At 61.1% G+C, this 20,900-nt stretch carries 20 protein-coding genes; 8 read left to right on the top strand and 12 right to left on the bottom strand.

Annotated features, from left to right (window positions below):
- Positions 1–74 precede the first annotated feature (74 nt).
- The 5 genes from C9E81_RS10230 to C9E81_RS10210 all read left to right on the top strand — a co-directional run bounded on the left by C9E81_RS10230 (position 75) and on the right by C9E81_RS10210 (position 5,890).
- Positions 75–557 carry a DUF3576 domain-containing protein gene (locus C9E81_RS10230; RefSeq protein ID WP_122112215.1) on the top strand — a complete coding sequence of 161 codons (483 nt, stop codon included), beginning with the start codon at positions 75–77 and terminating at the stop codon, positions 555–557.
- 81 nt (positions 558–638) lie between these two features.
- Positions 639–3,176, top strand: a complete 2,538-nt coding sequence (gene leuS / locus C9E81_RS10225) for a leucine--tRNA ligase (RefSeq protein ID WP_122112214.1) — start codon at positions 639–641, stop codon at positions 3,174–3,176.
- Positions 3,163–3,660 (top strand): LPS assembly lipoprotein LptE, encoded by a 498-nt coding sequence (lptE, locus tag C9E81_RS10220; protein WP_122112213.1) that lies wholly within the window; start codon positions 3,163–3,165, stop codon positions 3,658–3,660. The genes leuS and lptE overlap by 14 nt, the downstream gene beginning before the upstream one ends.
- Positions 3,657–4,685 carry a DNA polymerase III subunit delta gene (holA, locus tag C9E81_RS10215; RefSeq protein ID WP_122112212.1) on the top strand — a complete coding sequence of 343 codons (1,029 nt, stop codon included), beginning with the start codon at positions 3,657–3,659 and terminating at the stop codon, positions 4,683–4,685. The genes lptE and holA overlap by 4 nt, the downstream gene beginning before the upstream one ends.
- Complete coding sequence (locus C9E81_RS10210; protein ID WP_166461873.1) at positions 4,682–5,890, top strand: BaiN/RdsA family NAD(P)/FAD-dependent oxidoreductase; 1,209 nt, start codon at positions 4,682–4,684, stop codon at positions 5,888–5,890. The genes holA and C9E81_RS10210 overlap by 4 nt, the downstream gene beginning before the upstream one ends.
- Here the strand turns inward: C9E81_RS10210 and C9E81_RS10205 are convergent.
- Together C9E81_RS10205 and C9E81_RS10200 are read right to left on the bottom strand one after the other, a co-directional pair.
- Entirely contained in the window at positions 5,879–6,868 is a 990-nt protein-coding gene (locus tag C9E81_RS10205) for an NAD(P)H-quinone oxidoreductase (protein WP_122112211.1), read from the bottom strand. The two genes, C9E81_RS10210 and C9E81_RS10205, sit on opposite strands and share 12 nt — an antisense overlap.
- Positions 6,869–6,877: 9 nt before the next feature.
- Positions 6,878–7,534, bottom strand: a complete 657-nt coding sequence (locus C9E81_RS10200; protein WP_122112210.1) for a COQ9 family protein — start codon at positions 7,532–7,534, stop codon at positions 6,878–6,880.
- Between the two features lie 99 nt (positions 7,535–7,633).
- On the opposite strand from C9E81_RS10200, the gene rpsU reads away from it, so the two are divergent.
- The gene (gene rpsU, locus C9E81_RS10195; protein WP_022705914.1) at positions 7,634–7,840 is read left to right on the top strand and encodes a 30S ribosomal protein S21; all 207 of its coding nucleotides are present in this window, start codon (positions 7,634–7,636) and stop codon (positions 7,838–7,840) included.
- A gap of 78 nt (positions 7,841–7,918) precedes the next feature.
- Here the strand turns inward: rpsU and C9E81_RS10190 are convergent, their stop codons facing one another.
- Complete coding sequence (locus C9E81_RS10190; RefSeq protein ID WP_122112209.1) at positions 7,919–8,515, bottom strand: glutathione S-transferase family protein; 597 nt, start codon at positions 8,513–8,515, stop codon at positions 7,919–7,921.
- A 64-nt stretch (positions 8,516–8,579) separates the two neighbouring features.
- On the opposite strand from C9E81_RS10190, the gene C9E81_RS10185 reads away from it, so the two are divergent.
- Entirely contained in the window at positions 8,580–9,329 is a 750-nt protein-coding gene (locus C9E81_RS10185) for a helix-turn-helix transcriptional regulator (RefSeq protein ID WP_122112208.1), read from the top strand.
- On the opposite strand, the gene C9E81_RS10180 is transcribed toward C9E81_RS10185, so the two are convergent.
- On the bottom strand, positions 9,281–10,669 hold the full coding sequence (locus tag C9E81_RS10180; RefSeq protein ID WP_243698597.1) for an aminotransferase class V-fold PLP-dependent enzyme: 1,389 nt from the start codon (positions 10,667–10,669) through the stop codon (positions 9,281–9,283). The two genes, C9E81_RS10185 and C9E81_RS10180, sit on opposite strands and share 49 nt — an antisense overlap.
- Before the next feature lie 94 nt (positions 10,670–10,763).
- Here C9E81_RS10180 and C9E81_RS10175 point away from each other — a divergent pair, with 94 nt between their 5' ends.
- Entirely contained in the window at positions 10,764–11,240 is a 477-nt protein-coding gene (locus C9E81_RS10175; protein ID WP_122112207.1) for an Lrp/AsnC family transcriptional regulator, read from the top strand.
- Between the two features lie 101 nt (positions 11,241–11,341).
- Here C9E81_RS10175 and C9E81_RS10170 read toward each other — a convergent pair whose 3' ends face one another.
- The 8 genes from C9E81_RS10170 to C9E81_RS10135 all read right to left on the bottom strand — a co-directional run bounded on the left by C9E81_RS10170 (position 11,342) and on the right by C9E81_RS10135 (position 20,845).
- A complete protein-coding gene (locus C9E81_RS10170) occupies positions 11,342–12,091 on the bottom strand; it encodes an outer membrane protein (protein ID WP_166461872.1) in 750 nt (249 codons plus the stop codon).
- Between the two features lie 191 nt (positions 12,092–12,282).
- Entirely contained in the window at positions 12,283–14,721 is a 2,439-nt protein-coding gene (gene gyrB, locus C9E81_RS10165) for a DNA topoisomerase (ATP-hydrolyzing) subunit B (RefSeq protein ID WP_122112205.1), read from the bottom strand.
- 94 nt (positions 14,722–14,815) lie between these two features.
- Positions 14,816–15,451 carry a LysE family translocator gene (locus C9E81_RS10160; RefSeq protein WP_122112204.1) on the bottom strand — a complete coding sequence of 212 codons (636 nt, stop codon included), beginning with the start codon at positions 15,449–15,451 and terminating at the stop codon, positions 14,816–14,818.
- Positions 15,448–16,527, bottom strand: coding sequence for a DNA replication/repair protein RecF (gene recF, locus C9E81_RS10155; RefSeq protein WP_122112203.1), 1,080 nt, complete (start codon positions 16,525–16,527; stop codon positions 15,448–15,450). Before recF ends, C9E81_RS10160 begins: the two co-directional genes overlap by 4 nt.
- The gene (gene dnaN / locus C9E81_RS10150; RefSeq protein WP_122112202.1) at positions 16,524–17,642 is read right to left on the bottom strand and encodes a DNA polymerase III subunit beta; all 1,119 of its coding nucleotides are present in this window, start codon (positions 17,640–17,642) and stop codon (positions 16,524–16,526) included. The genes recF and dnaN overlap by 4 nt, the downstream gene beginning before the upstream one ends.
- 99 nt (positions 17,643–17,741) lie before the next feature.
- The gene (dnaA, locus tag C9E81_RS10145; RefSeq protein ID WP_122112201.1) at positions 17,742–19,109 is read right to left on the bottom strand and encodes a chromosomal replication initiator protein DnaA; all 1,368 of its coding nucleotides are present in this window, start codon (positions 19,107–19,109) and stop codon (positions 17,742–17,744) included.
- A gap of 552 nt (positions 19,110–19,661) precedes the next feature.
- Positions 19,662–19,931, bottom strand: a complete 270-nt coding sequence (gene rpsT, locus C9E81_RS10140; RefSeq protein ID WP_122112200.1) for a 30S ribosomal protein S20 — start codon at positions 19,929–19,931, stop codon at positions 19,662–19,664.
- Positions 19,932–20,068: 137 nt separating this feature from the next.
- Entirely contained in the window at positions 20,069–20,845 is a 777-nt protein-coding gene (locus tag C9E81_RS10135) for an enoyl-CoA hydratase (protein WP_122112199.1), read from the bottom strand.
- Between the last annotated feature and the right edge of the window lie 55 nt (positions 20,846–20,900).

The raw sequence follows: 20,900 nt of genomic DNA, 5'->3' as shown, positions 1-20,900 counted from the left end.
CTTCGCCAAGGCGCTTGTCGCAGGGGGGTTATCCGCGCTAAAGCTGCGTTCAAGGCGAAAAACCGGGGGATTACATGAAGACGGTAGGCGCAGCGAAACTGATTATCGTTACCACGCTTTGCGTCGGTCTTGCCGCGTGCGGCGGTGGCGGCAGGGGCGGCAATGACGACGACGCCGCATTCACCCCGGATATGCGCCCCGATGCGCGCCAGACCACGATCTGGGAGGTTTTCGGCAACCGGACAAATCCGAACACCACGGTCGCGGTGAACAAGTATCTTTGGAATGCCAGCCTCGAGGTGCTGAACTTCCTGCCCATCCAGTCCGTCGATCCCTTTACCGGGGTTATCGTGACCGGCTATGGCACGCCTCCGGGCGGTGGCCGGTCCTATCGCGCGACAGTCAAGATCAGCGATCCGGCGATGGATGCGCGCTCGCTCAAGCTGTCATTGCAGGGTCCGGGCGGGGCGGCCGTTGCGCCGGGAACCGTGCGGGCCGTCGAGGATGCCATCCTGACCCGGGCAAGGCAGCTGCGCGTCCGCGACGGCAGGCTATAGCACCCGCTGCATGCACCACTGGACCTGAGCCCGGCCGCCGTATACATCCGGCTGGCCAGTGAATGACGCCCGAGGTCCGACATGCCCTATGATCCCTCCAGCAGCGAAGCCCGATGGCAGAAGGCCTGGGCCGATGCCGACAGCTTTACCGCCATCCGCGACGAGCGGCCGAAATACTACGTGCTGGAGATGTTCCCCTATCCATCCGGGCGCATCCATATGGGTCATGTCCGCAATTACACGATGGGCGATGTCGTCGCGCGCTTCAAGCGCGCGCAGGGTTTCAGCGTCCTGCATCCGATGGGCTGGGACGCTTTCGGCATGCCCGCCGAGAACGCCGCGATGGAACAGGGCGGCCACCCGCGCGACTGGACCTATGGCAATATCGCCACGATGCGCGAACAATTGAAGCCTCTTGGCTTGTCCATCGACTGGAGCCGGGAATTCGCCACTTGCGACGATTCTTATGTCGCGCAACAGCAGGCACTGTTCCTGGATTTCCTCGACGCAGGGCTGATCACCCGCAAATCGGCGCAGGTCAACTGGGATCCGGTCGACATGACCGTTCTGGCCAACGAGCAGGTGATTGACGGCAAGGGCTGGCGCTCGGGCGCTCCGGTCGAGCGCAAGGAACTGACGCAATGGTTCTTTCGCATCTCGGATTATTCCGAGGAATTGCTGGAGGCGCTGGAGGGGCTGACGGGCTGGCCCGACAAGGTGCGGCTGATGCAGCAGAACTGGATCGGCAAGTCTCGCGGACTGCAATTCAGCTTTGCCGCGACGGATGCCTCGCAAGGCTTCGATGCCATCGAAGTTTACACCACCCGCCCCGATACGCTGATGGGAGCCTCTTTCGTGGCGCTGTCACCGGATCATCCGATCATCCGGACACTCGCAGCCGGGCGGCCCGAGGTTGCGGATTTCTGCGAGGAATGCCGCCGGATCGGCACCACCGAGGAAGCCATCGAAACCGCGCCCAAGATGGGTTTCGACACCGGGCTGACCGTTCGCCATCCGCTGGACCCGGAATGGCAGTTGCCAGTCTGGATCGCGAATTTCGTGCTGATGGATTACGGCACCGGCGCGATATTCGGCTCTCCGGCACATGACGAGCGCGACCACGAATTCGCCACGAAATACGGCCTGCCGATTCGCGCCACTTTCGGAGAGCGCGGCATGGATCTGGCCCAGGCCGATGCAATGGTCGCCAAGGCCGCCTATGTGCCGCTGAAGTCAGAAGTCGTCACCTATGTGCGCGGTTTCGCGGGCAAGACGGAGCAGACCGGCGAGGCCGCCGTCGACGCCGCCATCGCCCATGCCGAAGCCGAGGGCTATGGCAAGGGCGTGACGAAGTTCCGCCTGCGTGACTGGGGCATTTCCCGGCAGCGCTATTGGGGGTGTCCGATCCCGGTTGTGCATTGCGAGACTTGCGGAACGGTTCCCGAAGCGAAAGAGAACCTGCCGGTTCTGCTGCCGCAGGATGTCAGCTTTGACCAGCCCGGAAACCCCCTGGATCGGCATCCGACCTGGCGGCAGGCCAGCTGTCCGAAATGCGGGGGTAAGGCGCTGCGTGAAACGGATACAATGGATACCTTCGTGGATTCCTCGTGGTATTACGCGCGCTTCACCTCTTCGCGTGCCGATACGCCGACGAACCGGGCGGATGCCGATTACTGGATGAATGTGGACCAGTATATCGGCGGAATCGAACACGCGATCCTGCATCTGCTCTATTCCCGCTTCTTCGCCCGTGCGATGGTCAAGACGGGTCATCTTCCGGAAACCGCGAAAGAGCCGTTCAATGCGTTGTTCACCCAGGGCATGGTGACGCATGAAATCTACATGACCCGCGACACGCGTGGCCGCCCGGTCTATCATCTGCCCGAGGATGTGACCGACGGCAAATTGGCCGACGGCACCCCGGTCGAGGTGGTTCCCTCGGCCAAGATGTCGAAATCCAAGAAGAATGTCGTCGATCCGGTCAATATCGTATCCAGCTTTGGCGCCGATACCGCGCGCTGGTTCATGCTGTCCGACAGCCCGCCCGAGCGCGACGTGGAATGGACCGCCGCGGGCGCCGAGGCCGCCAGCAAGTTCCTGTCCCGCGTCTACAGGCTGGCCGAGGAAACCCGTGGCGGCGGAGAAGACCCCGAACTGACACGCGCTGCGCACCGGGCGATTGCCGATGTGACGAAATCCATCGAAGGATTCGCATTCAACAAGGCCGTGGCAAAGCTGTATGAACTGGCCAACGCCGTTGGCAAGTCGGGGGCGGGCGGTGAACCGCGCAGGGAGGTGTTGCGAATCCTGGCCCAGTTGATGGCGCCGATGGTGCCGCATCTGGCCGAGGAGGTCTGGTCAATGGCGGGCGGTCAGGGCATGGTTGTCGATGCCGGCTGGCCCGAACCGGATCCGGCAATGCTGGAGGATGATACCGTGACCCTGCCCATCCAGATCAACGGCAAGCGCCGGGCCGAGATCAGCGTGGCCAAGGACATGCCCAAGGATCAGATCGAGGCGCTGGTGCTGGCCGATGACACCGTGCAGCGCTTCCTTGACGGGGCGACTCCGAAAAAACTGATCGTGGTCCCGGGACGGATCGTCAATGTCGTTGCCTGATCGCCTCACCCGCCGCGCGGCCCTTGCCGGCTTGCTGGCCCTGGCCGCCTGCGGACTAACCCCCGTTTATGGCCCCGGAGGCGCAGGCGACCGGCTGTTCGGCAAGATCCGGCCTCGCGATCCGAAAACCTACGAGGATTTCGCCTTCAACCGCCGGTTGGCGGAAAGGTTGGGTCCGGACGGACAGGCGCTGTATGATCTTGACTACCTCGTCAGCATCGGCGTTGTGCCGCAGGCGATCACACCCGATGAGGTCACTACCCGCTATTCGCTGAACGGGACGGCGGATTTCTCGCTCAGGGACAGCTCGGGCAAGGTGTTCGCCTCGGGACGGGTCAGCAGCTTCACGTCCTATTCGACCACCGGCACCACCATCGCCACACTCAGCGCTGAACGCGACGCGAGAGAGCGATTGGCCCGGATGCTCGCCGATCAGGTGGTCACACGCTTGCTGGCGGCTTCTGCCGCATTGCCCGAAACATGAATCTGAAGGGCGGAGAGATCGCCCGCTACCTCGCGCGGCCGGATCCGTCGCGCCCCGCCCTGCTGATCTATGGCCAGGATGCGATGCGCGTGGCACTGAAGCGGGCCGAGGCGGTCGCCTCTCTGGTCGGCGAAAATGCCGAGGAAGAGATGCGGCTGACCCGGCTTGCCGGAGCGGGATTGAAGAAAGACCCCGCCTCCCTGATGGACGCGATCAAGGAAGTCGGGTTCTTTCCCGGACCCCGGGTCGTGCTGGCCGAGGATACGCCCGACAGTGGCGCCGACGCGATCGGGGCTGCGTTGGAGGCGTGGCAGCCCGGCGATGCGGTAATCGTGATCACCGCCGGTGGGCTCGCAAAATCCTCGGCACTTCGCAAATTGTTCGAGGCGCATAAACAGGCTGTGGCCGCGCCGGTTTATGACGATCCTCCCGGCGAGGACGAGATCACCCGCTGGCTGGAAGCCGCGGGCATTCGCGAAGTGCCGCGTGACGCGATGCGCGACCTGATGATGCTTGCACGCGCGCTGGATCCCGGGGATATGCGCCAGACCATAGAGAAGATCGGATTGTATAAATACGGTGATTCCTCGCCTTTGACCCCTGCCGAAATCGCCCTGAACGCTCCTGCCACCATAGAGGCGGAGATGGACGAACTGCTGCATGTGGTGGCCGAAGGACGCTCGGATGAGTTCGGGCCATTGATGCGGCGGATCGAGGGGCAGGGGATTACACCGGTCAGCCTGTGCATCGCCGCCCTCAGGCATTTCCGGGCGCTGCATATGGCTGCCGCCGATCCACAAGGGCCGGGTGCCGGGCTATCGCGTATGCGTCCCCCGGTTTTCGGCCCGCGCCGCGAGCGGATGGCACGGCAGGCGCAGAACTGGGGTGTGGCAACGTTGGAAGAAGCGGTTTCGCAACTGCTGACCACCGATCTGACCTTGCGGAGCTCCAGCCGGGCACCGCAAATGGCCCTGGTAGAGCGTGCGCTTATCCGCCTTGCCATGAGCCATCGGGGCAGGCGGTGACCGAACAGGTCGATGCGCTGGTCATCGGGGCTGGTCCGGCCGGGTTGATGGCGGCCGAGATGCTCGCAAACGCCGGGCAGCGCGTGGTAATCACCGAGGCCATGCCAACACCGGCGCGAAAATTCCTGATGGCGGGCAAGTCGGGATTGAACCTGACCAAGGACGAATCCTTGCCCGATTTTACCCGGCGATTCAGTGGCAGCGCCCGCGAAGCACTGGGATATTGGGACAGCGAAAGACCCGGTTTCGGACCAAACGAGGTCAGGAAATGGGCGGAGGATCTGGGAGTCGAACTGTTCACCGGCTCGACCCGGCGAGTGTTTCCCGTCGGAATGAAAGCCTCGCCATTGTTGCGTTCATGGCTGGCCAGGCTACGTGGAAACGGAGTGGAGTTGCGCACGCGCTGGAAATGGATCGGCCTGAACGGTGGTTTTCGCTTTGCCACGCCGGAAGGTAGCAGGTTGCTGGCCCCATCCGTGACGGTTCTGGCCTTGGGTGGTGCAAGCTGGCCGCGCTTGGGTTCCGATGGCGGATGGGTTCCCGTATTGCAGGCCGCAGGGGTGGATATTACCCGGTTCCGACCCGCAAATATGGGACTGCAAGTTCATTGGTCGCCCGCCATGGAGCGGTATTTCGGATTGGCGGTGAAAGGAGCAGCGGTCCATGCAGGGCATCAGGTTTCCCGTGGGGAATGGATAATCTCCCGCCATGGCATTGAAGGTGGCGGCATCTATGAAGTCGCGGCGCTGATCCGGGATGGAGCAGAGGCAAAGGTGGATCTGCTGCCGGATCTGGACGATACGGCGGCCAGTCGGCGCTTTCAAAGACCCAGGGGCAAGCTGTCCATCGGCAACTGGTTGCGGCGAATAATCGGCGATCCAGTGAAAACCGCCCTGCTGCTGGAATGGGGACAGCCCTGGCCCACGGATATCGCGGGCTGGGCGAAACATGCCAGGGCCCTTCCCTTGCGCCATGACGGACCGGTGGGGCTGGAACAGGCGATCTCGACTGCCGGCGGCATCTCTCGCACAGCAGTTACGGACGACCTGCAGCTCCGCGCCCTCCCCGGCGTTTTCGTTGCCGGAGAAATGTTGGACTGGGAGGCCCCGACAGGCGGCTACCTGATCACCGGATGCCTCGCAACCGGGCGGCGCGCGGGGCTGGCCGCCGCCGCTTTCCGCAACGGAGCCGGATCAGTCGCCTGAGACCTTCAGAACGATCTTGCCGATATGCCCGCTGCCTTCCATGCGGCGATGGGCGTCAGCTGCATCCTTCAGGGCGAATTCGCTATCGATAGTCACCTTCACCGCACCCGACTCGATCAGTGGCCAGAGCCGGTCACGCAGCGCCTGCGCGATCCCGGCCTTGGCCGCATCCGATTGGGGACGCAGGGTCGAGCCGGTGACGGTCAGCCGCTTCACCATGATCTGGGCAAAGTTCAACTCGGCCTTCGGGCCTTCGAGAAAGGCGATCATCACCAGCCGGCCATCATTCGCCAAAACCTTGATGTTGCGCGGAATATAGCTTCCACCAACCATGTCGAGGATCAGGTTCGCGCCACCTTCAGCGGCCATCTTCTCGACGAAATCCTCTTTGCGGTAATTGATCGCGGTTGCCCCGATCCCGGTCACAGCCGCACATTTTTCATCGCTTCCGGCTGTTGCCCAAACACGTGCGCCAAGCGCGCGCGCCACCTGGATCGCCATCATCCCGATGCCGGAGGTGCCGCCATGGACAAGGAACCGCTCTCCGGCCTGCAAATCGCCGCGGGTCACGACATTCGACCATACGGTGAATGCCGTCTCGGGCAGGCAAGCGGCCTCGCGCAGACTCAACCCCCCGGGAATCGCGAGCGCGTGATCGGCGTTGCAAACCGCGTATTCCGCGTAACCGCCCCCAGGCAGAAGCGCAGCCACCTTGTCGCCCTTGCGCCAGCGGGTGACACCCGCGCCAACCCCCACGACCTCGCCCGAGGCTTCCAGCCCAGGCAGGTCCGAAGCACCGGGCGGCGGCGCGTAAGAGCCCTGCCGCTGCAGGACATCCGGGCGGTTCACACCGGCATAGGCAATCTTGATCAGGATTTGATCATGCCCGGGCACCGGGACCGGGCGGCCGGTAATCCGCAACCCGTCTGCGTCACCTGGCGTGGCGATCTCGATAGCCTTCATCGTGTCGGAGAACATGGCGCTTCCTTATCTTGTCTGCATCTTCCCCGGCAGGTTACGCCGCCGCGGCGCGCGTATCCAGCCGAAAGCCAGATCACCGAATGCCACAGCGCCCGGGACCTTGCGCAGCGATGCCTTGGCTTTCTCGAAACGCATTACCCCGTCGATCCGGCGGTCAAGAAAATCGCGGGTCTTCATGTGGTGATCCGAGTCGTCCCCCAGCCAGAACAGAACTGTTGTCCCGATAACCGCCGAGAGAGTCGCACGCTTGCTATACCAGTTGGCGTCTTCCGAATTGTCGCCCAGCCCGGACCAGATGACGTCCGCCGTCTCCCACAACAGGCGGGCGCCGAGCGCCGCATTTCCGGGAAGGGCCAGCGTTGCCGCCCCGGCACGCACCAGTTCCGGTTGAACCAGCGAAAGACGGTGCCAGACAGCAGCCGTGATCCGGTCGCGAAAGCGCCCCTCGGGCCGCGTGACCGTCAACCATTCGCGCAACTCCGCGTCGGCGCGACGATGATAGGCGGCGGCCAGCCCCGCTCCGCCCTGCGGGAAATGCACATGCGCCAGTGATTCGGGCATTTCGATATCCGCCGCCCCCGCAAGCAGGGCGCGATCATTCATTCCCTCGAAAGGAACATGGTCGAGAGCCGCATTCAACAAGGTTTCACGATCTGTCTGCATGGTTTCCGGGCCTCTATCTGGACAAGGACGCTCTTCGCTGCTAGAAGAGCGCCTCCTGCAATCAGATCAACTCTAACCTAGGAAGGTGGTGACAACCACATGCAGGTCAATGTTCGCGACAACAATGTCGAACAGGCGCTTCGCGCCCTGAAGAAGAAACTTCAGCGCGAAGGGGTCTTCCGCGAGATGAAGCTTCGGCAGCATTTCGAGAAGCCGTCGGTCAAGAAAGCCCGTGAAAAGGCAGAGGCCGTACGCCGCGCCCGCAAGCTGGCCCGTAAAAAGGCACAGCGCGAAGGCGCACTGTAAGACGACGCGATCACGCGTATTCAGCGGCCCCCGTGGCTTTTGCCACGGGGGTTTGCTTTTGAAAGCGGCGGCTTTCGCTCAGGAATTGTCTCTTGCCTGAACCCTCCTTACGGCATCCCGGTCCTGGCAACGGGCGACCCATGCGTCGATGACCGGGGTTGATGGCAGTTGATCCCCAAACCAGGCGAAGGGCCCGGAGCAGAGCAGGTCGGCAGCGCTGAAATTCTCGCCCAGAAGATAGGGTTGCTTGCCAAGCACCTCGTCCAGCCTTGTCAACATGGTGTCGTAATCACGCAGCGACGCCTCTATGGCAGGATGACCGATCTGCACGAATTTCAGGATCATGACGGGTTCCATCACGCCCTGGTAATAGAACAGCCATGACAGATATTCGCCTCGCTGCGGATCTCCTGCCGATCGTCCAAGCCCGCTGTCCGGGAACATGTCGGTCAGATAGACGATGATCGCGCCGCGCTCCCGGATATGATCGCCCCCATTCACGAGATATGGCACCTTGCCCTCGGGATGCGGGTTCCGGGGATCGCGGCCACCCGAGCCATCCTGTCGCGGGATCGTGACATCAACGATATCGACCTGCCCGGTCAGCCCCATTTCCTCGATAAGCTGAACGATCGTGGTCGAGCGGCTGTTGGCGGCATGATAAAGTGTCAGCATGGGTTGTCTCCTTGACGGTTGATGAGCAAGGATTAGACGAACCCCACTGACAGAAAGAGGCAGTATGGCCCGCACCGACCGCCTGATGCGATTGATGGATCTGTTGCGCCGTCTGCCCGCGCCCGTCACTGCTACGAGACTGGCCGAGGAAACCGGTGTGTCCCTGCGGCAGCTTTACCGGGACATCGCGACGCTAAGGGCCGGCGGAGCGTTGATAGATGGCGAGGCAGGGCTGGGCTATACCCTGACCGAAGATCCGGCGTTGCCGCCGCAAAGCTTTTCACGTCTCGAGATCGAGGCGCTGCGGCTGGCGGTTGATGCTCTTGGCCGTATCGGTGACCCGGAACTGACCTCGGCGGCTCATGACGCGCTTGCCCGTATCATCGCCACTTTGCCCGAGCGTCAGTCACGACAGGCATTGCACGCAGTCATGCGCAGCTTTGACGCCGGGCCAGACCGCGTTCCGCCCCGTGTGGACCTCGCGGTAATCCGGGCGGCATGCTGGGACGAGATGGCTCTCGAGATCGATTACACGGATCTCAAGGGTGCAGCGACAAGCAGGGTGATCTGGCCGCTTGGCCTGTCCTATTCACAGAATACGTTGATGCTTCTGGCCTATTGCCGCTTGCGGATGGATTTCCGGATCTTCCACGTCAACCGCATCGAGGCGCTGCATCAGACCGGCAAGAGCTTTCGCCCTCACCGGGTCGCGCTGGTTCGTGAATATGCAGCCACACGCAGGGCGCGTTTCTGTGATTCGGATAATCAGGCCGCGACCGGGCTGAAAATCGCCGTGGTGGGATCACAGGAGTAACGGTCCGCATAGCGTGACGCATTTCCGGCCAGATCGCAAAGCGCATCAAGGATCGTGTCGATTTCGCTTTCCGGTGCCGCCCAGCACAGGTTCAGGCGGACGAAGCCGGGTTTTCGTATCTCCTCACCACGCAATATCGCGGCCCGCAATCGCGCCGATTCCCGGTCATCTATTCCCAGCAGCCGATGAACATAGGGTCCGGCACAGGCGCAACCGCCCCGCGCTTGGATGCCATAGAGATCGGACAGCATGCGGGTCGCCAGTTGATGGTGAATGAAGCCGCCCCGCCCATCACGCACCCGGAAAGCGAAGATTGGCAAACGTGCTGCCGTGGGATGCCCCAGCATTTGCAATCCGGGTGTGGAATCCAGCCTTCCCGCCTTATTCAGCCAACGTGAATGGATGGCGTCGATTTGCGGCTGCCCGATCCTGTCTTTCAGTGCGAATACCATGGCTGCCCGGATATCGCCCAGGACATTGGGCGTCCCGCTTTCCTCCCGTGCCTCCACGGTGCTGGCATAATCCTGGCCGGTCGAGTTTACGAAGCGGACTGTGCCGCCTCCCGGTTGGGTCGGGCGCGTCGCTCTTACCGCATCCCGGCGCAGGATGATGATCCCCGTCGCCCCCGGCCCGCCAATGAACTTATGCGGAGAGGCAACGACTGCATCCATTCCCAATCCCATGTCGATAGGCAGATAAGGTGCGCCACCGGCATAATCCCACAGGATCTTGGCTCCATGCCCCTTCATCAACCGTGTCACCGCCGCGACATCGGTGACCACCCCCGTCACATTGGAAGCCGCCGAAAACGATCCGAGAACCGGCCCGCCCATTGCGAGTTCCGCCCTGATCGCGACCATATCCGGGCCACCTGCCCCGGCTTCGGGTATCTCGACCACTCTTGCGCCACTCTCGCGCCAGGGCAGGATATTCGAGTGATGTTCATAGGGACCGATCAAGACGGTCCAACCCGGCCCGATACCAAACAGATGGACCAGCCGGTTCAGGCCTGCCGTGGCGCCGGAGCCGGTGAAGATGACCGCATGTTCATCGCCACCTCTCGCATAGCGCAGGATTTCGGCCCGTGCCGCCCGCCGCAAACGGGTCATCATGGCACCGCAATGGCTGGCCTCGGTATGGCTGTTGGCATAATATGGCAGAACTTCTTCCATGATCGTCTGCTCGACCTGCCGCAAGGCGCGCCCCGATGCGACGTAATCGGCATAGATCATCCTATGCGGTCCGAACGGCCCGGGAACCTGCGTTTCGCGTCCGATCAACCCGTTATGCAGGGCGTGCAGATCGCCCAGGTTCTTCCGAAATTCCGCAAAGAAGTTCACGCGCTGCCTCCATGTTCGTCAGGAAACAGGATGACACGGGATATCGGTAAAATTGATATGAATTTTTCAAGAATGGCCTTAAAGGTTAGTTGAAATGATCGATAGAAATATGGATATCGACGAAATCGACCACCGTATCCTGGCGGCGCTGCAACAGGATGCCTCCTTGTCGCAGCGCGAATTGGCAGAGCGAATCGGATTATCGCAAAACGCCTGCTGGCGGCGTTTGCAGAAGCTGACCGAGGCCGGGATACTGCAGGGAAGCCGCGCCGTCATCGACGCGGCCCGGGCGGGGTTGCATCTGACGGTGTTCGTGATGATTCGCACCCGGCATCATGACGATGCCTGGGCCCGTCGCTTTCGTGTGCGCGTCGAATCGATACCGGAGATCACCGAATTTCACAGAATCGGTGGAGAATGGGATTACATGGCCAAGCTCGTGACCACGTCGATGAGCGGCTATGACCGCTGCTACAAGGCATTGATCGAGGATATGAACCTCGAACGGGTGACGGGTGTTTTCTCGATGGAAACCATTTTCGAGGCGCGGCCATTACGCTTACCCCGATAAAACTGCAGGCGGGAGCGGCAAGGCTTGAGGCATATCCCGTTAACCAATGAAAAGGGCCGGCTCGCAACGCGGCCGGCCCTGATTTCAACCGATCCGATGGATCAGAAGCGGTAGTTCACACCAACCTTGACATTGTGGTGCGACGGAGAAGCCGCGGTGACCAGCGAACCAGCTGCACCAGCATCGAAGCTGACATCGGTGTTTTCAAAGTGACGATATTCCCATTCCGCGAACATCGACAGCTTGTCGTTCAGCTTACGCTCGACACCAAGGCCCGCCGTAAGACCGGTATCCGAGAAGCTCTCGGTAACCGACTCGTCCCCACGAGAGAGCTCGTAGTCGAAATCACCATGAGCGACACCGAAGGTACCGTAGACCAGCGTTTGCGGGTTGAAGGCATAGCCGGTCTTCATCTTCAGGCCGACGAGATAGTTCAGCGAGGACTCCATCTCTGTGCCGTCATAACCAGCAAGCTCGGTGCTTCCGTCGACGCTGCCGCCTTCGATGCCGAGTTCCGGACCAAAGACCCAGTTGCCGCGCTGCCAGCGATAGCCGGCATGCAGCCCTGCGGTAACGCCTTTCATGTCCACGTCACCAAGATTACCATCCACGCCGAGTGAAGTGCCATCCGGTAGACGCGGCTCAAGCCCGACTTCATCATCGCCACCGAACGAATAACCAAGCGATCCACCGGCATAGGCGCCCGCCCAATCGGAAACCGGGGTCGGCTCTACGACGATAGGGGTCTCTTCAACAACCGGGGCAACATAGCCGCCGGCAAAAGCTGCACCGGTAGCCGCGATGGTAACGCCTGAAACCGCGCAGACCGTGGCAAGAAATTTTCCACGCATTTCGATTCTCCAATCCAATACTTTGGGGTGCCGCATGCAAAGCAAATCCTGCAAACGCATACAGGCAGGGGTAAGTGCAGATAACGCGCTCATTGCTGAAATTGCAATCTGACACTGGCCTTAAAGCTGATAGAAAGCACAAAAGCACCATCTAATGCAGCAGTTTTACAACACACACGCCATTTTGATTGTCAGATATCGAGGTTCTCGACGCTCAGTGCATTCTGCTGGATGAATTCGCGCCGCGGCTCCACGACATCGCCCATCAGCTTGGTGAACAGGTCTTCCGCCTCGGCGACATCCTCGATACGCACCTGCAACATGGTTCGGGCAACAGGGTCCAGCGTCGTCTCCCACAGCTGATCGGGATTCATCTCGCCCAGCCCTTTATAGCGTTGAAGAGAAAGTCCTTTTTCTCCCTCAAGGAAAATCGCCGCAAGCAGGCCAAGCGGGCCGAAGATCGGCACCTCACGATCCTTGCGAACCAGCCGGGCAGGTTCGGCATAGATTTCCTGAAGCGCTTGAGTCATCTCTCCAAGACGGCGGCTTTCGCCGCTGCGAAGCATCTGGCCGTCCAATGTGCGGCTTTCCTCGACTCCACGCAGCATCCGGATCAGGCGTATGCCGCCATCCTGGGTTGGGCGCCCGGACCAGCCGCGCTCGTATTCTTCGGCAACCATGTCCAGACGCGCCGCAACCGCATCGGCCACGCGCTGTGCATCCGAATCGACTCGCCCCGGGACCAGCGCTCCGGCGATCGCCGCCTGTTCGGTGATATGCGGCGGGTAATGGGTCGGATAGGCACGCAGGATTCGGCGGGCGATGCGCGCCTCTTCGACAACCCGGCCAAGATCGTTCCCCACGATCTCTTCGCCCGAGCCAAGCCGCAACGCAGCGCCTTCGACACCCTGCTGAATCAGGTAATCCTCCAGCGCCGCCTCGTTTTTCAGATAAACCTCGGACCGGCCCCGCCCAACCTTGTAGAGCGGCGGCTGAGCAATATAGAGATGCCCCGCCTCGATCAGTTCCGGCATCTGACGGAAGAAGAACGTCAACAACAATGTCCGGATATGCGCGCCGTCCACATCGGCATCGGTCATGATGATGATCTTGTGATAGCGCAGTTTGGACAGGTCAAACTCGTCCCGCCCGATCCCCGTTCCCAGGGCCGTGATGAGCGTGCCGACCGTTTCCGAAGACAGCATCCGGTCGAAACGCGCGCGCTCCACATTCAGGATCTTGCCGCGCAGGGGCAGCACCGCCTGATTCTTGCGCGAGCGGCCCTGCTTGGCCGAACCGCCCGCCGAGTCACCCTCGACAATGAACAATTCGGACAGGGACGGATCCTTTTCCTGGCAATCGGCAAGCTTGCCGGGCAGGCTGGCGACATCCATCGCGGTCTTGCGACGGGTCAGTTCGCGCGCCTTGCGGGCAGCCTCGCGCGCCAAGGCCGCCTCGATGATCTTGCCGACGATCTGCTTGGCCTCGTTCGGGTTTTCCTCGAACCATTCGGCCAGCTTTTCGTTTACCATGCCCTCGACCGCGGGCCGAACCTCGCTTGAAACCAGCTTGTCCTTGGTCTGGCTGGAAAACTTCGGGTCGGGGACCTTGACCGACAGCACGCAGGTCAGCCCCTCGCGCGCGTCGTCGCCAGTGAAATCGACCTTTTCCTTTTTCGCGATACCGCTGGATTGCGCATATTGGTTGATCACCCGCGTCAGCGCCCCGCGAAAGCCCGCCAGATGGGTGCCACCATCCCGCTGCGGGATGTTGTTGGTAAAAGGCAGCACGGTTTCGTGATAGCTGTCGTTCCACCACATCGCGACCTCGACACCGATGTCGTTGCGCTCGCCCGAGATGAAAATGGGCTCGGGCATGACAGGCGTCTTGGAACGGTCGAGATATTTCACGAACTCGCGCACGCCGCCTTCATAGAACAATTCGGTCCGCTGCAGGTCGGCATGGCGCCGATCCTCCAGGATGATGCGCACGCCGCTGTTCAGGAAAGCAAGCTCCCGCAGGCGGTTTTCCAGCGTCTTGAAGCTGTATTCAAGATTGCTGAAGGTGCCGTTCGGGTCGTTCGTCTTGGCCGAGGCCAGGAAACGCACCTCGGTCCCGGTTTCCCCTTCCGCCGCATCACCGACCACGCGCAAATGTTCAACGGTATCGCCATGCTCGAAGCGGGCGTAATGTTCCTTGCCGTTGCGCCAGATACGCAGTTCCAGCCAATCGCTGAGCGCATTCACGACCGAGACGCCGACGCCGTGCAAACCGCCCGAGACCTTGTAGCTGTTCTGGTCGAATTTTCCGCCCGCATGAAGCTGGGTCATGATGACCTCGGCAGCGCTGACTCCTTCGCCGGAATGCATCTCGACCGGAATGCCCCTGCCATTGTCACGGACGCTGACGCTGTTATCGGCGTGGATTTCGACCTTCACATAATCGGCATAATCGGCCAGTGCCTCGTCGATGCCGTTATCGACGACCTCGTAGACCATGTGATGCAGGCCGCTACCATCGTCGGTATCACCGATATACATGCCGGGCCGTTTGCGAACGGCTTCCAACCCCTTGAGAACTTTAATGGAATCTGCACCGTAATCTGCTGGTTGCGGGGCGGTGTTGGTCATGTGCTATCGTTCCTGTCAATCTGCTGATGATATAGCCATTCGCGAAAGGAAAGTCACGGCAAACACTGGGTTTTTTCCACCGCTCCGGCCGGGTTCAGCCGGCCAGCGCCTGGCCCAGCCCGATGACACATCCAACCGCGATCAAAAGCCCGCCCGAGACCAGGTTCATCCGTCGCAAACCGGTCGGGCTGGACAGCTTTGAACGTGCGGCGGCGATTGCCCCGCCCATGCCAAGATTGAGGCAAAAGGGAATCGCGCAGGACATGACAACGATGGTCGTGACATCCGGGCCGGTCAGCACCGTGACATCGAAGAAACCCGGCAGCACGCCGACATAGAACAATGCCGCCTTGGGATTTCCGGCGATGGCCAAGAGGCCCGCCGAGAACCCCGCCCAAGTGCCACTGCGGGTCAGGCGCGAATCGCGTTCGACCGGCTGCGATGCCTTGCGCAACAGCATGAGGCCCATGCCGATAAAGACCGCGGCGGCGACCCACCGCATCGCCTCGATTAGCATGGCGTTTTGCGAAACGATCACGGCCAGCCCGAAAATCGCGATCAGCGGCCATATCGCATCGCCAATGGCGACCCCGATCGCCAGCGGCCAGACACCCCTGAAGCCCGAAGCGAGCGCTCGCGCGATGATTGCCACCCAGACCGGCCCGGGTGTGAACCAGATTCCGATCATGGCAATGGCATAAAGCCAGATCGATTCTGCTGGCAGTGTCATTCAACCTCCTCGGCGCTGGAGGCGCCGCCATCTTTACGAACCGACAGCCGTCGCGCCCTCGCGCCGAAATCGGTGAACAACTCCGGACCCGTTCCCGTCAGCAATGTTTGCGCCGGCAAGACCGTGATCTGATCATACAATGCCGCGCGCCTTTCCGCATCAAGATGCGCCGCGACCTCGTCCAGCAGCAGAACCACCGGCTGATCCGACAGGGCGCGGGCATTGGCCAGGACAAGCGACAGAAGCAGCGCCTTCTGCTCTCCGGTCGATGACAATGCCGCGGGCATCTCCTGCGGTCCCCAACACGCGCCCAGATCGGCGCGATGCGGTCCGGTCAGGCTGCGCCCCGCCGCCAGATCTCGCGCGCGCATCGAGGCCAATCTCGCGGCGATGCTTTGCTCGTCCGGATCGTCGGCCTGGCCTTCGCCGGGCATAAGGGTCAGGGTCGCTGCCGGAAACCCGGTCGCGGCCTCGTCCTGTGCCGCCATGATCCGCGTCAGCGCCGCTTGCCGGTTGCGGGTCAGGACTGCGCCTGCCGCACCCATCTGCGACTCCAGCGCCCGATACCAGCCGGGATCGGTCACCTGGTCCTTCAGCAGGCGGTTCCGTTCACGCATGGATTTGTCATAGGCAAGCGCATGTTCGGCATGATCCGGAAACAGGCTGAGCGCGACCCTGTCCATGAACCTGCGGCGCGTATCGGGCGTATCGGACCAGAGCCGGTCCATCGCCGGCACCAGCCAGATCACCCGTAGCAACCGCCCCAAAGCGGTCTGCGGCACCTGCTTGTCATCGATCGCGACAACGCGGGACTGACCGGGCGGGGCTGTGGTCTCGACCTCGTGATCGCCGATACATGCCCTGATCCGCCAGCCGGCATCGCGCCCTTGCCGGGCCTGCTCGGGGGCGGGAACCGCCCGAAGCCCGCGCCCGGGAGCCAGCATGGACACCGCTTCCAGGATATTGGTCTTGCCCGATCCGTTCGGGCCAAAGATCGCCATGGGGCACTGGTCGAGTTCCAGATCCAGCCGTGGCCAGGACCGGAACTGCGCCAGCGAAAGAGTCGTAACCGTCACACCCGCATCGGCATGACGACATAGATCGCGCTTTGATCACTGCCTTCGCGGATCAGCGCGGCATCGCCCGAACCGTTGAACATGAACACCGCGTTGTCGCGATCGACCTGGCTGGCGATCTCTTGCAGGTATTTGGCGTTAAAGCCGATCTCCAGCGGGTCATCGGAATAGGCCACGATCAGTTCCTCTTCCGCGGCGCCGGAATCGGGCGCATTCACCGACAGAACCAGCCGGTCGGATTCCAACGCCAGCTTGACGGCGCGCGAGCGTTCGCTGCTGACCGTCGCCACGCGATCCACGGCGCGGGCGAAATCACTGGCATCGACCTCGAGCTTGCGGGTGTTGTTCGCGGGAATGACACGGGAGTAATCCGGGAAAGTGCCGTCGATGACCTTAGAGGTCAGGGTGATCTCTGCCGTCGCAAATCGTATCTTGGTCTCGCTGACAGAGACAGCAATATCGGCATCGTCGTCATCCAGCAGCTTACGCAACTCGCCCACCGTCTTGCGCGGAACGATGACGCCCGGCAGCCCGGCGGCACCATCGGGCAACGGAGCGTCTATGCGGGCCAGGCGATGGCCGTCGGTCGCAACGCAGCGCAGCATCGGGCCATCTTCGGATTCCGCCACATGCATGTAAACGCCATTGAGGTAATAGCGCGTCTCTTCGGTCGATATGGCAAATTTCGCCTTGTCGAACAGCCGTCGCAAAACCGAAGCCGGAGCAGTGAAATTGGCACTGTATTCGGTCGCCGCCAGAACCGGAAAATCCTCGCGCGGGAGCGTGGCGAGGCTGAAATTCGACCGGCCCGCCTCGACGGTCAGCCGACCCGCCGCATCGTCCGAGGTAATCTGGACCAATGCGCCATCAGGCAGCTTTCTGGCGATCTCGTTGAGCATGATGGCGCTGACGGTGGTTGCACCGGGCCGTTCCACCTGGGCAACTGCACGATCCACGACCTCGACATCCAGATCGGTCGCACGGAAGCTGACACCATCGGGGGCCGCCTCAATGAGGACATTGGCGAGAATGGGAATTGTGTTGCGCCGCTCGACAACCGATTGGGCCTGCGACACGGCTTTGACCAGAACGGCGCGCTCGATCGAGAATTTCATCGCTCTTCCCTGTCCCTTCAGGCCATGCGGCCCATTCCACGGACCTGTTTTGTAACCGCCTGCCGTGACGGTCACAAGGATTTCATGATAGCCCCGGTTTCAGGCTTCGAGTTGCCGCCGGAGAAGAGCGATATCCTCTGCCAGCCCAAGATCTTCACCCGCCAGTTCCTCGATCTTGCGAACACCGTGCATGATGGTGGTGTGATCGCGTCCGCCGAACCTGCGCCCTATCTCGGGCAGCGAGCGATTGGTGAGCTGTTTCGACAGATACATCGCAATCTGACGCGGCCGGGCCACGTTCCGCGCCCGCTTGGGGCCCATCATGTCGGCAAGGCGGATATTGTAATGCTCGGCCACCTTGCGCTGGATATCGTCGATCGAGATCTTGCGGTCATTGGTGCGCAGGATGTCGGTCAGGCACTCTTGGGCGACTTCCAGCGTGATCTCGCGGCGCAGAAGGCTGGCATGAGCAAACAGCCGTTGAAGCGCGCCTTCAAGCACGCGGACATTGGTGGTGATTCGATTTGCAAGGAATTCCAGAACGCCGTTGCCGATCTGCAGATCCGGCTGCTGCTGACGGAATGCTTCGGTCTTGGACTGCAGGATGCCCAGGCGCAACTCGTAGGTAGTGGGATGCAGATCGACGATCAGGCCGCAGGAAAGGCGCGACTTGATCCGCTCTTCCAGGCCCTTGATTTCCGCCGGCGTGCGATCCGCCGATATGACGATCTGCTTACCCTGGTCGACCAGTGCATTGAATGTATGAAAGAATTCTTCCTGTGTGCTATCCTTGCCAGCGATGAACTGCACGTCATCCACCATCAGCATGTTCACGTTCCGGAACATGCCCTTGAAGTCCATGATCGTGCTTTCGCGCAGAGCCTGTACGAAACGATACATGAATTGCTCGGCAGAGAGATACAACACCCGTGCCGATGGATCACGTTGTTGGTAATCATGTGCAATCGCATGCATCAGATGCGTCTTGCCCAACCCAACACCTCCATAAAGGAAAAGCGGGTTGAAGCCGACAGGTCCGCCCTCGGACACACGGCGGGCGGCGGCATGCGCCAGTTCGTTGGGCTTGCCGACAACGAAATTGCCAAAGGTAAAGCGCGGGTCAAGCGGTGCGCCAAGCTCGGCCTTGCCGGTGCTGTTCAGTTCCCGGGCTACTGCTGCCGGGCGGGAGGCGTTCTTTCCGCCGGACGCACCGGGCTGAACAGCCTCTTGCGGGATCACCTCAAAGCGAAGCCGTTCGACTTGCTGACCGTGACGGGACAATTCACCCATGATGTCATCGGCGAAATGACGGCTTACCCAATCGGAAATGAAGCGCGTGGGGCTGGCGAACCGCGCCACCCCTTCGTCCAGGGCGGTCAGGCGGAGAGGCTTGATCCAGTGATTGAAATTATTTGGTCCGACGGATTGTTCCAGTTTGATACATGCCTGCCCCCAAATTTCTTCCATCTCTTCGCCCAGCCTTTATCCTGTCATGGTCCTTGCCGTATCGCGGCAACGACCCCCCTGTTTCCTTCGAGGGATTTGACTGGCAATAGAATGCCGAGCGTCCGCAACGCGGACGCCAGACCGGGCTTTTGCCCGCACCAATCAAACGACAAGGACGCACAGAGGCCGGTGGCAGCCGACCGCCGCGAGTCCAAGGGCAGAAGAGCTAGTCTCTTTCAGCGCCCGATCACACCGGAAATACCGAATCAATTTTCAGTTTTCGGCACGACCTGTCCCCCAAAGAGCGACGTGAATCGCAGGCTGAAATTTGCAACAGCGGAGCGGATCGTGCAACTGAACTATGCGCTTGACAGGCATTGTATGTCAGCGAATCTGCAAGGCCTTTGACTCATAAGCGAAATTTCCTAAACCGTTCAAAATGAACAATTTAGGGGTTTTTCTGCAGATGCGAATACGCAAAACGGGTGCGCAGAAGAACTACGCACCCGTTGTTGAAATCGGGTCTTACTGTGCCGTATCAAAGCGTTTTTTGCGCATCGTGCAATGCACGATTCAAGCTGCGGAAAGTGCCTTTACACGTGCAGACAGGCGCGACATTTTCCGCGCCGCAGTATTCTTGTGATAGATACCCTTCGTTACACCGCGCATCAGCTCGGGCTGAGCGGTTTTCAGGGCTTCACGGGCAACTTCGGCATTGCCGGTGGCAATTGCCTCTTCGACCTTGCGCACAAAGGTGCGGATGCGCGACCGGCGGGCCTTGTTGACTTCGGTGCGGCGCAGGGTCTGGCGTGCGCGCTTCTTGGATTGGGGCGTATTGGCCATGTGTATGCGGTTCCGACTGTTTTCGGGTAAATTCTTGAAGCCGCGCTTCTACGCGCGGCCCCGCTCCAAGTCAACAGTTGCTGACGGATTCTTTTGTCAGCGCCCGTCATGGACCCCGGCTGATCGCAGGATGCGACTTATTTGTCGCGGAATTGTGGCTCCCGCTTCTCCATGAAAGCGGCCATGCCCTCGGTCTGATCCTCGGTCGCGAACATCGAATGGAAGGTGCGACGCTCGAACAGCAGCCCTTCGCGCAGTGTGGTTTCATAGGCCCGGTTTACCGATTCTTTCACGGCCTTGACCGTAACGGCCGACTTCTCGGCGATCTTGCGCGCGGCTGCCATAGCCTCGGGAATCAGCTTCGGCGTTGGCACGACCCGGCTGACAAGGCCTGAACGCTCGGCTTCGGCCGCGTCCATGAAGCGGCCGGTCAGGTTCATGTCCATCGCCTTGGCCTTGCCGACGAACCGTGTCAGCCGCTGTGTGCCGCCAATGCCCGCCACGACACCAAGATTGATCTCGGGTTGTCCGAATTTGGCGTTTTCGGCGCAGATGATGAAATCGCTCATCATGGCCAGTTCACAGCCGCCGCCCAGCGCATAGCCGCTGACCGCAGCGATGATCGGCTTGCGTATCCGTTGAATCGTTTCGATCTTTTCGCCGAACAGGTCTTCGTCATAGACATCGACAAAGCCTTTCTGGGACATTTCCTTGATATCGGCGCCCGCTGCGAAAACCTTTTCGCTCCCGGTCAGGACGATGCAGCGCACCTTGTCATTCCTGTCCGCATCGCGAAACGCCTCCGACAGTTCGGAAAGCAATTGGTCATTAAGCGCATTGCGGGCCTCGGGACGGTTCAGCCGAATCAGGGCTACCTCGTCCTCGATTTCCGCGATTATCGTTTCGTAAGCCATTTGATTGGCCCTCGTTGCTGATGAGCATCGCCGCGAGTCCTAGCAGGACGCCGAC

It is taken from the genome of Paracoccus alkanivorans (assembly GCF_003697785.1).
Taxonomy (GTDB): domain Bacteria; phylum Pseudomonadota; class Alphaproteobacteria; order Rhodobacterales; family Rhodobacteraceae; genus Paracoccus; species Paracoccus alkanivorans.
The sequence above is the reverse complement of the archived record's forward strand: the minus strand, read 5'-3'. Positions and strand labels throughout refer to the sequence as shown.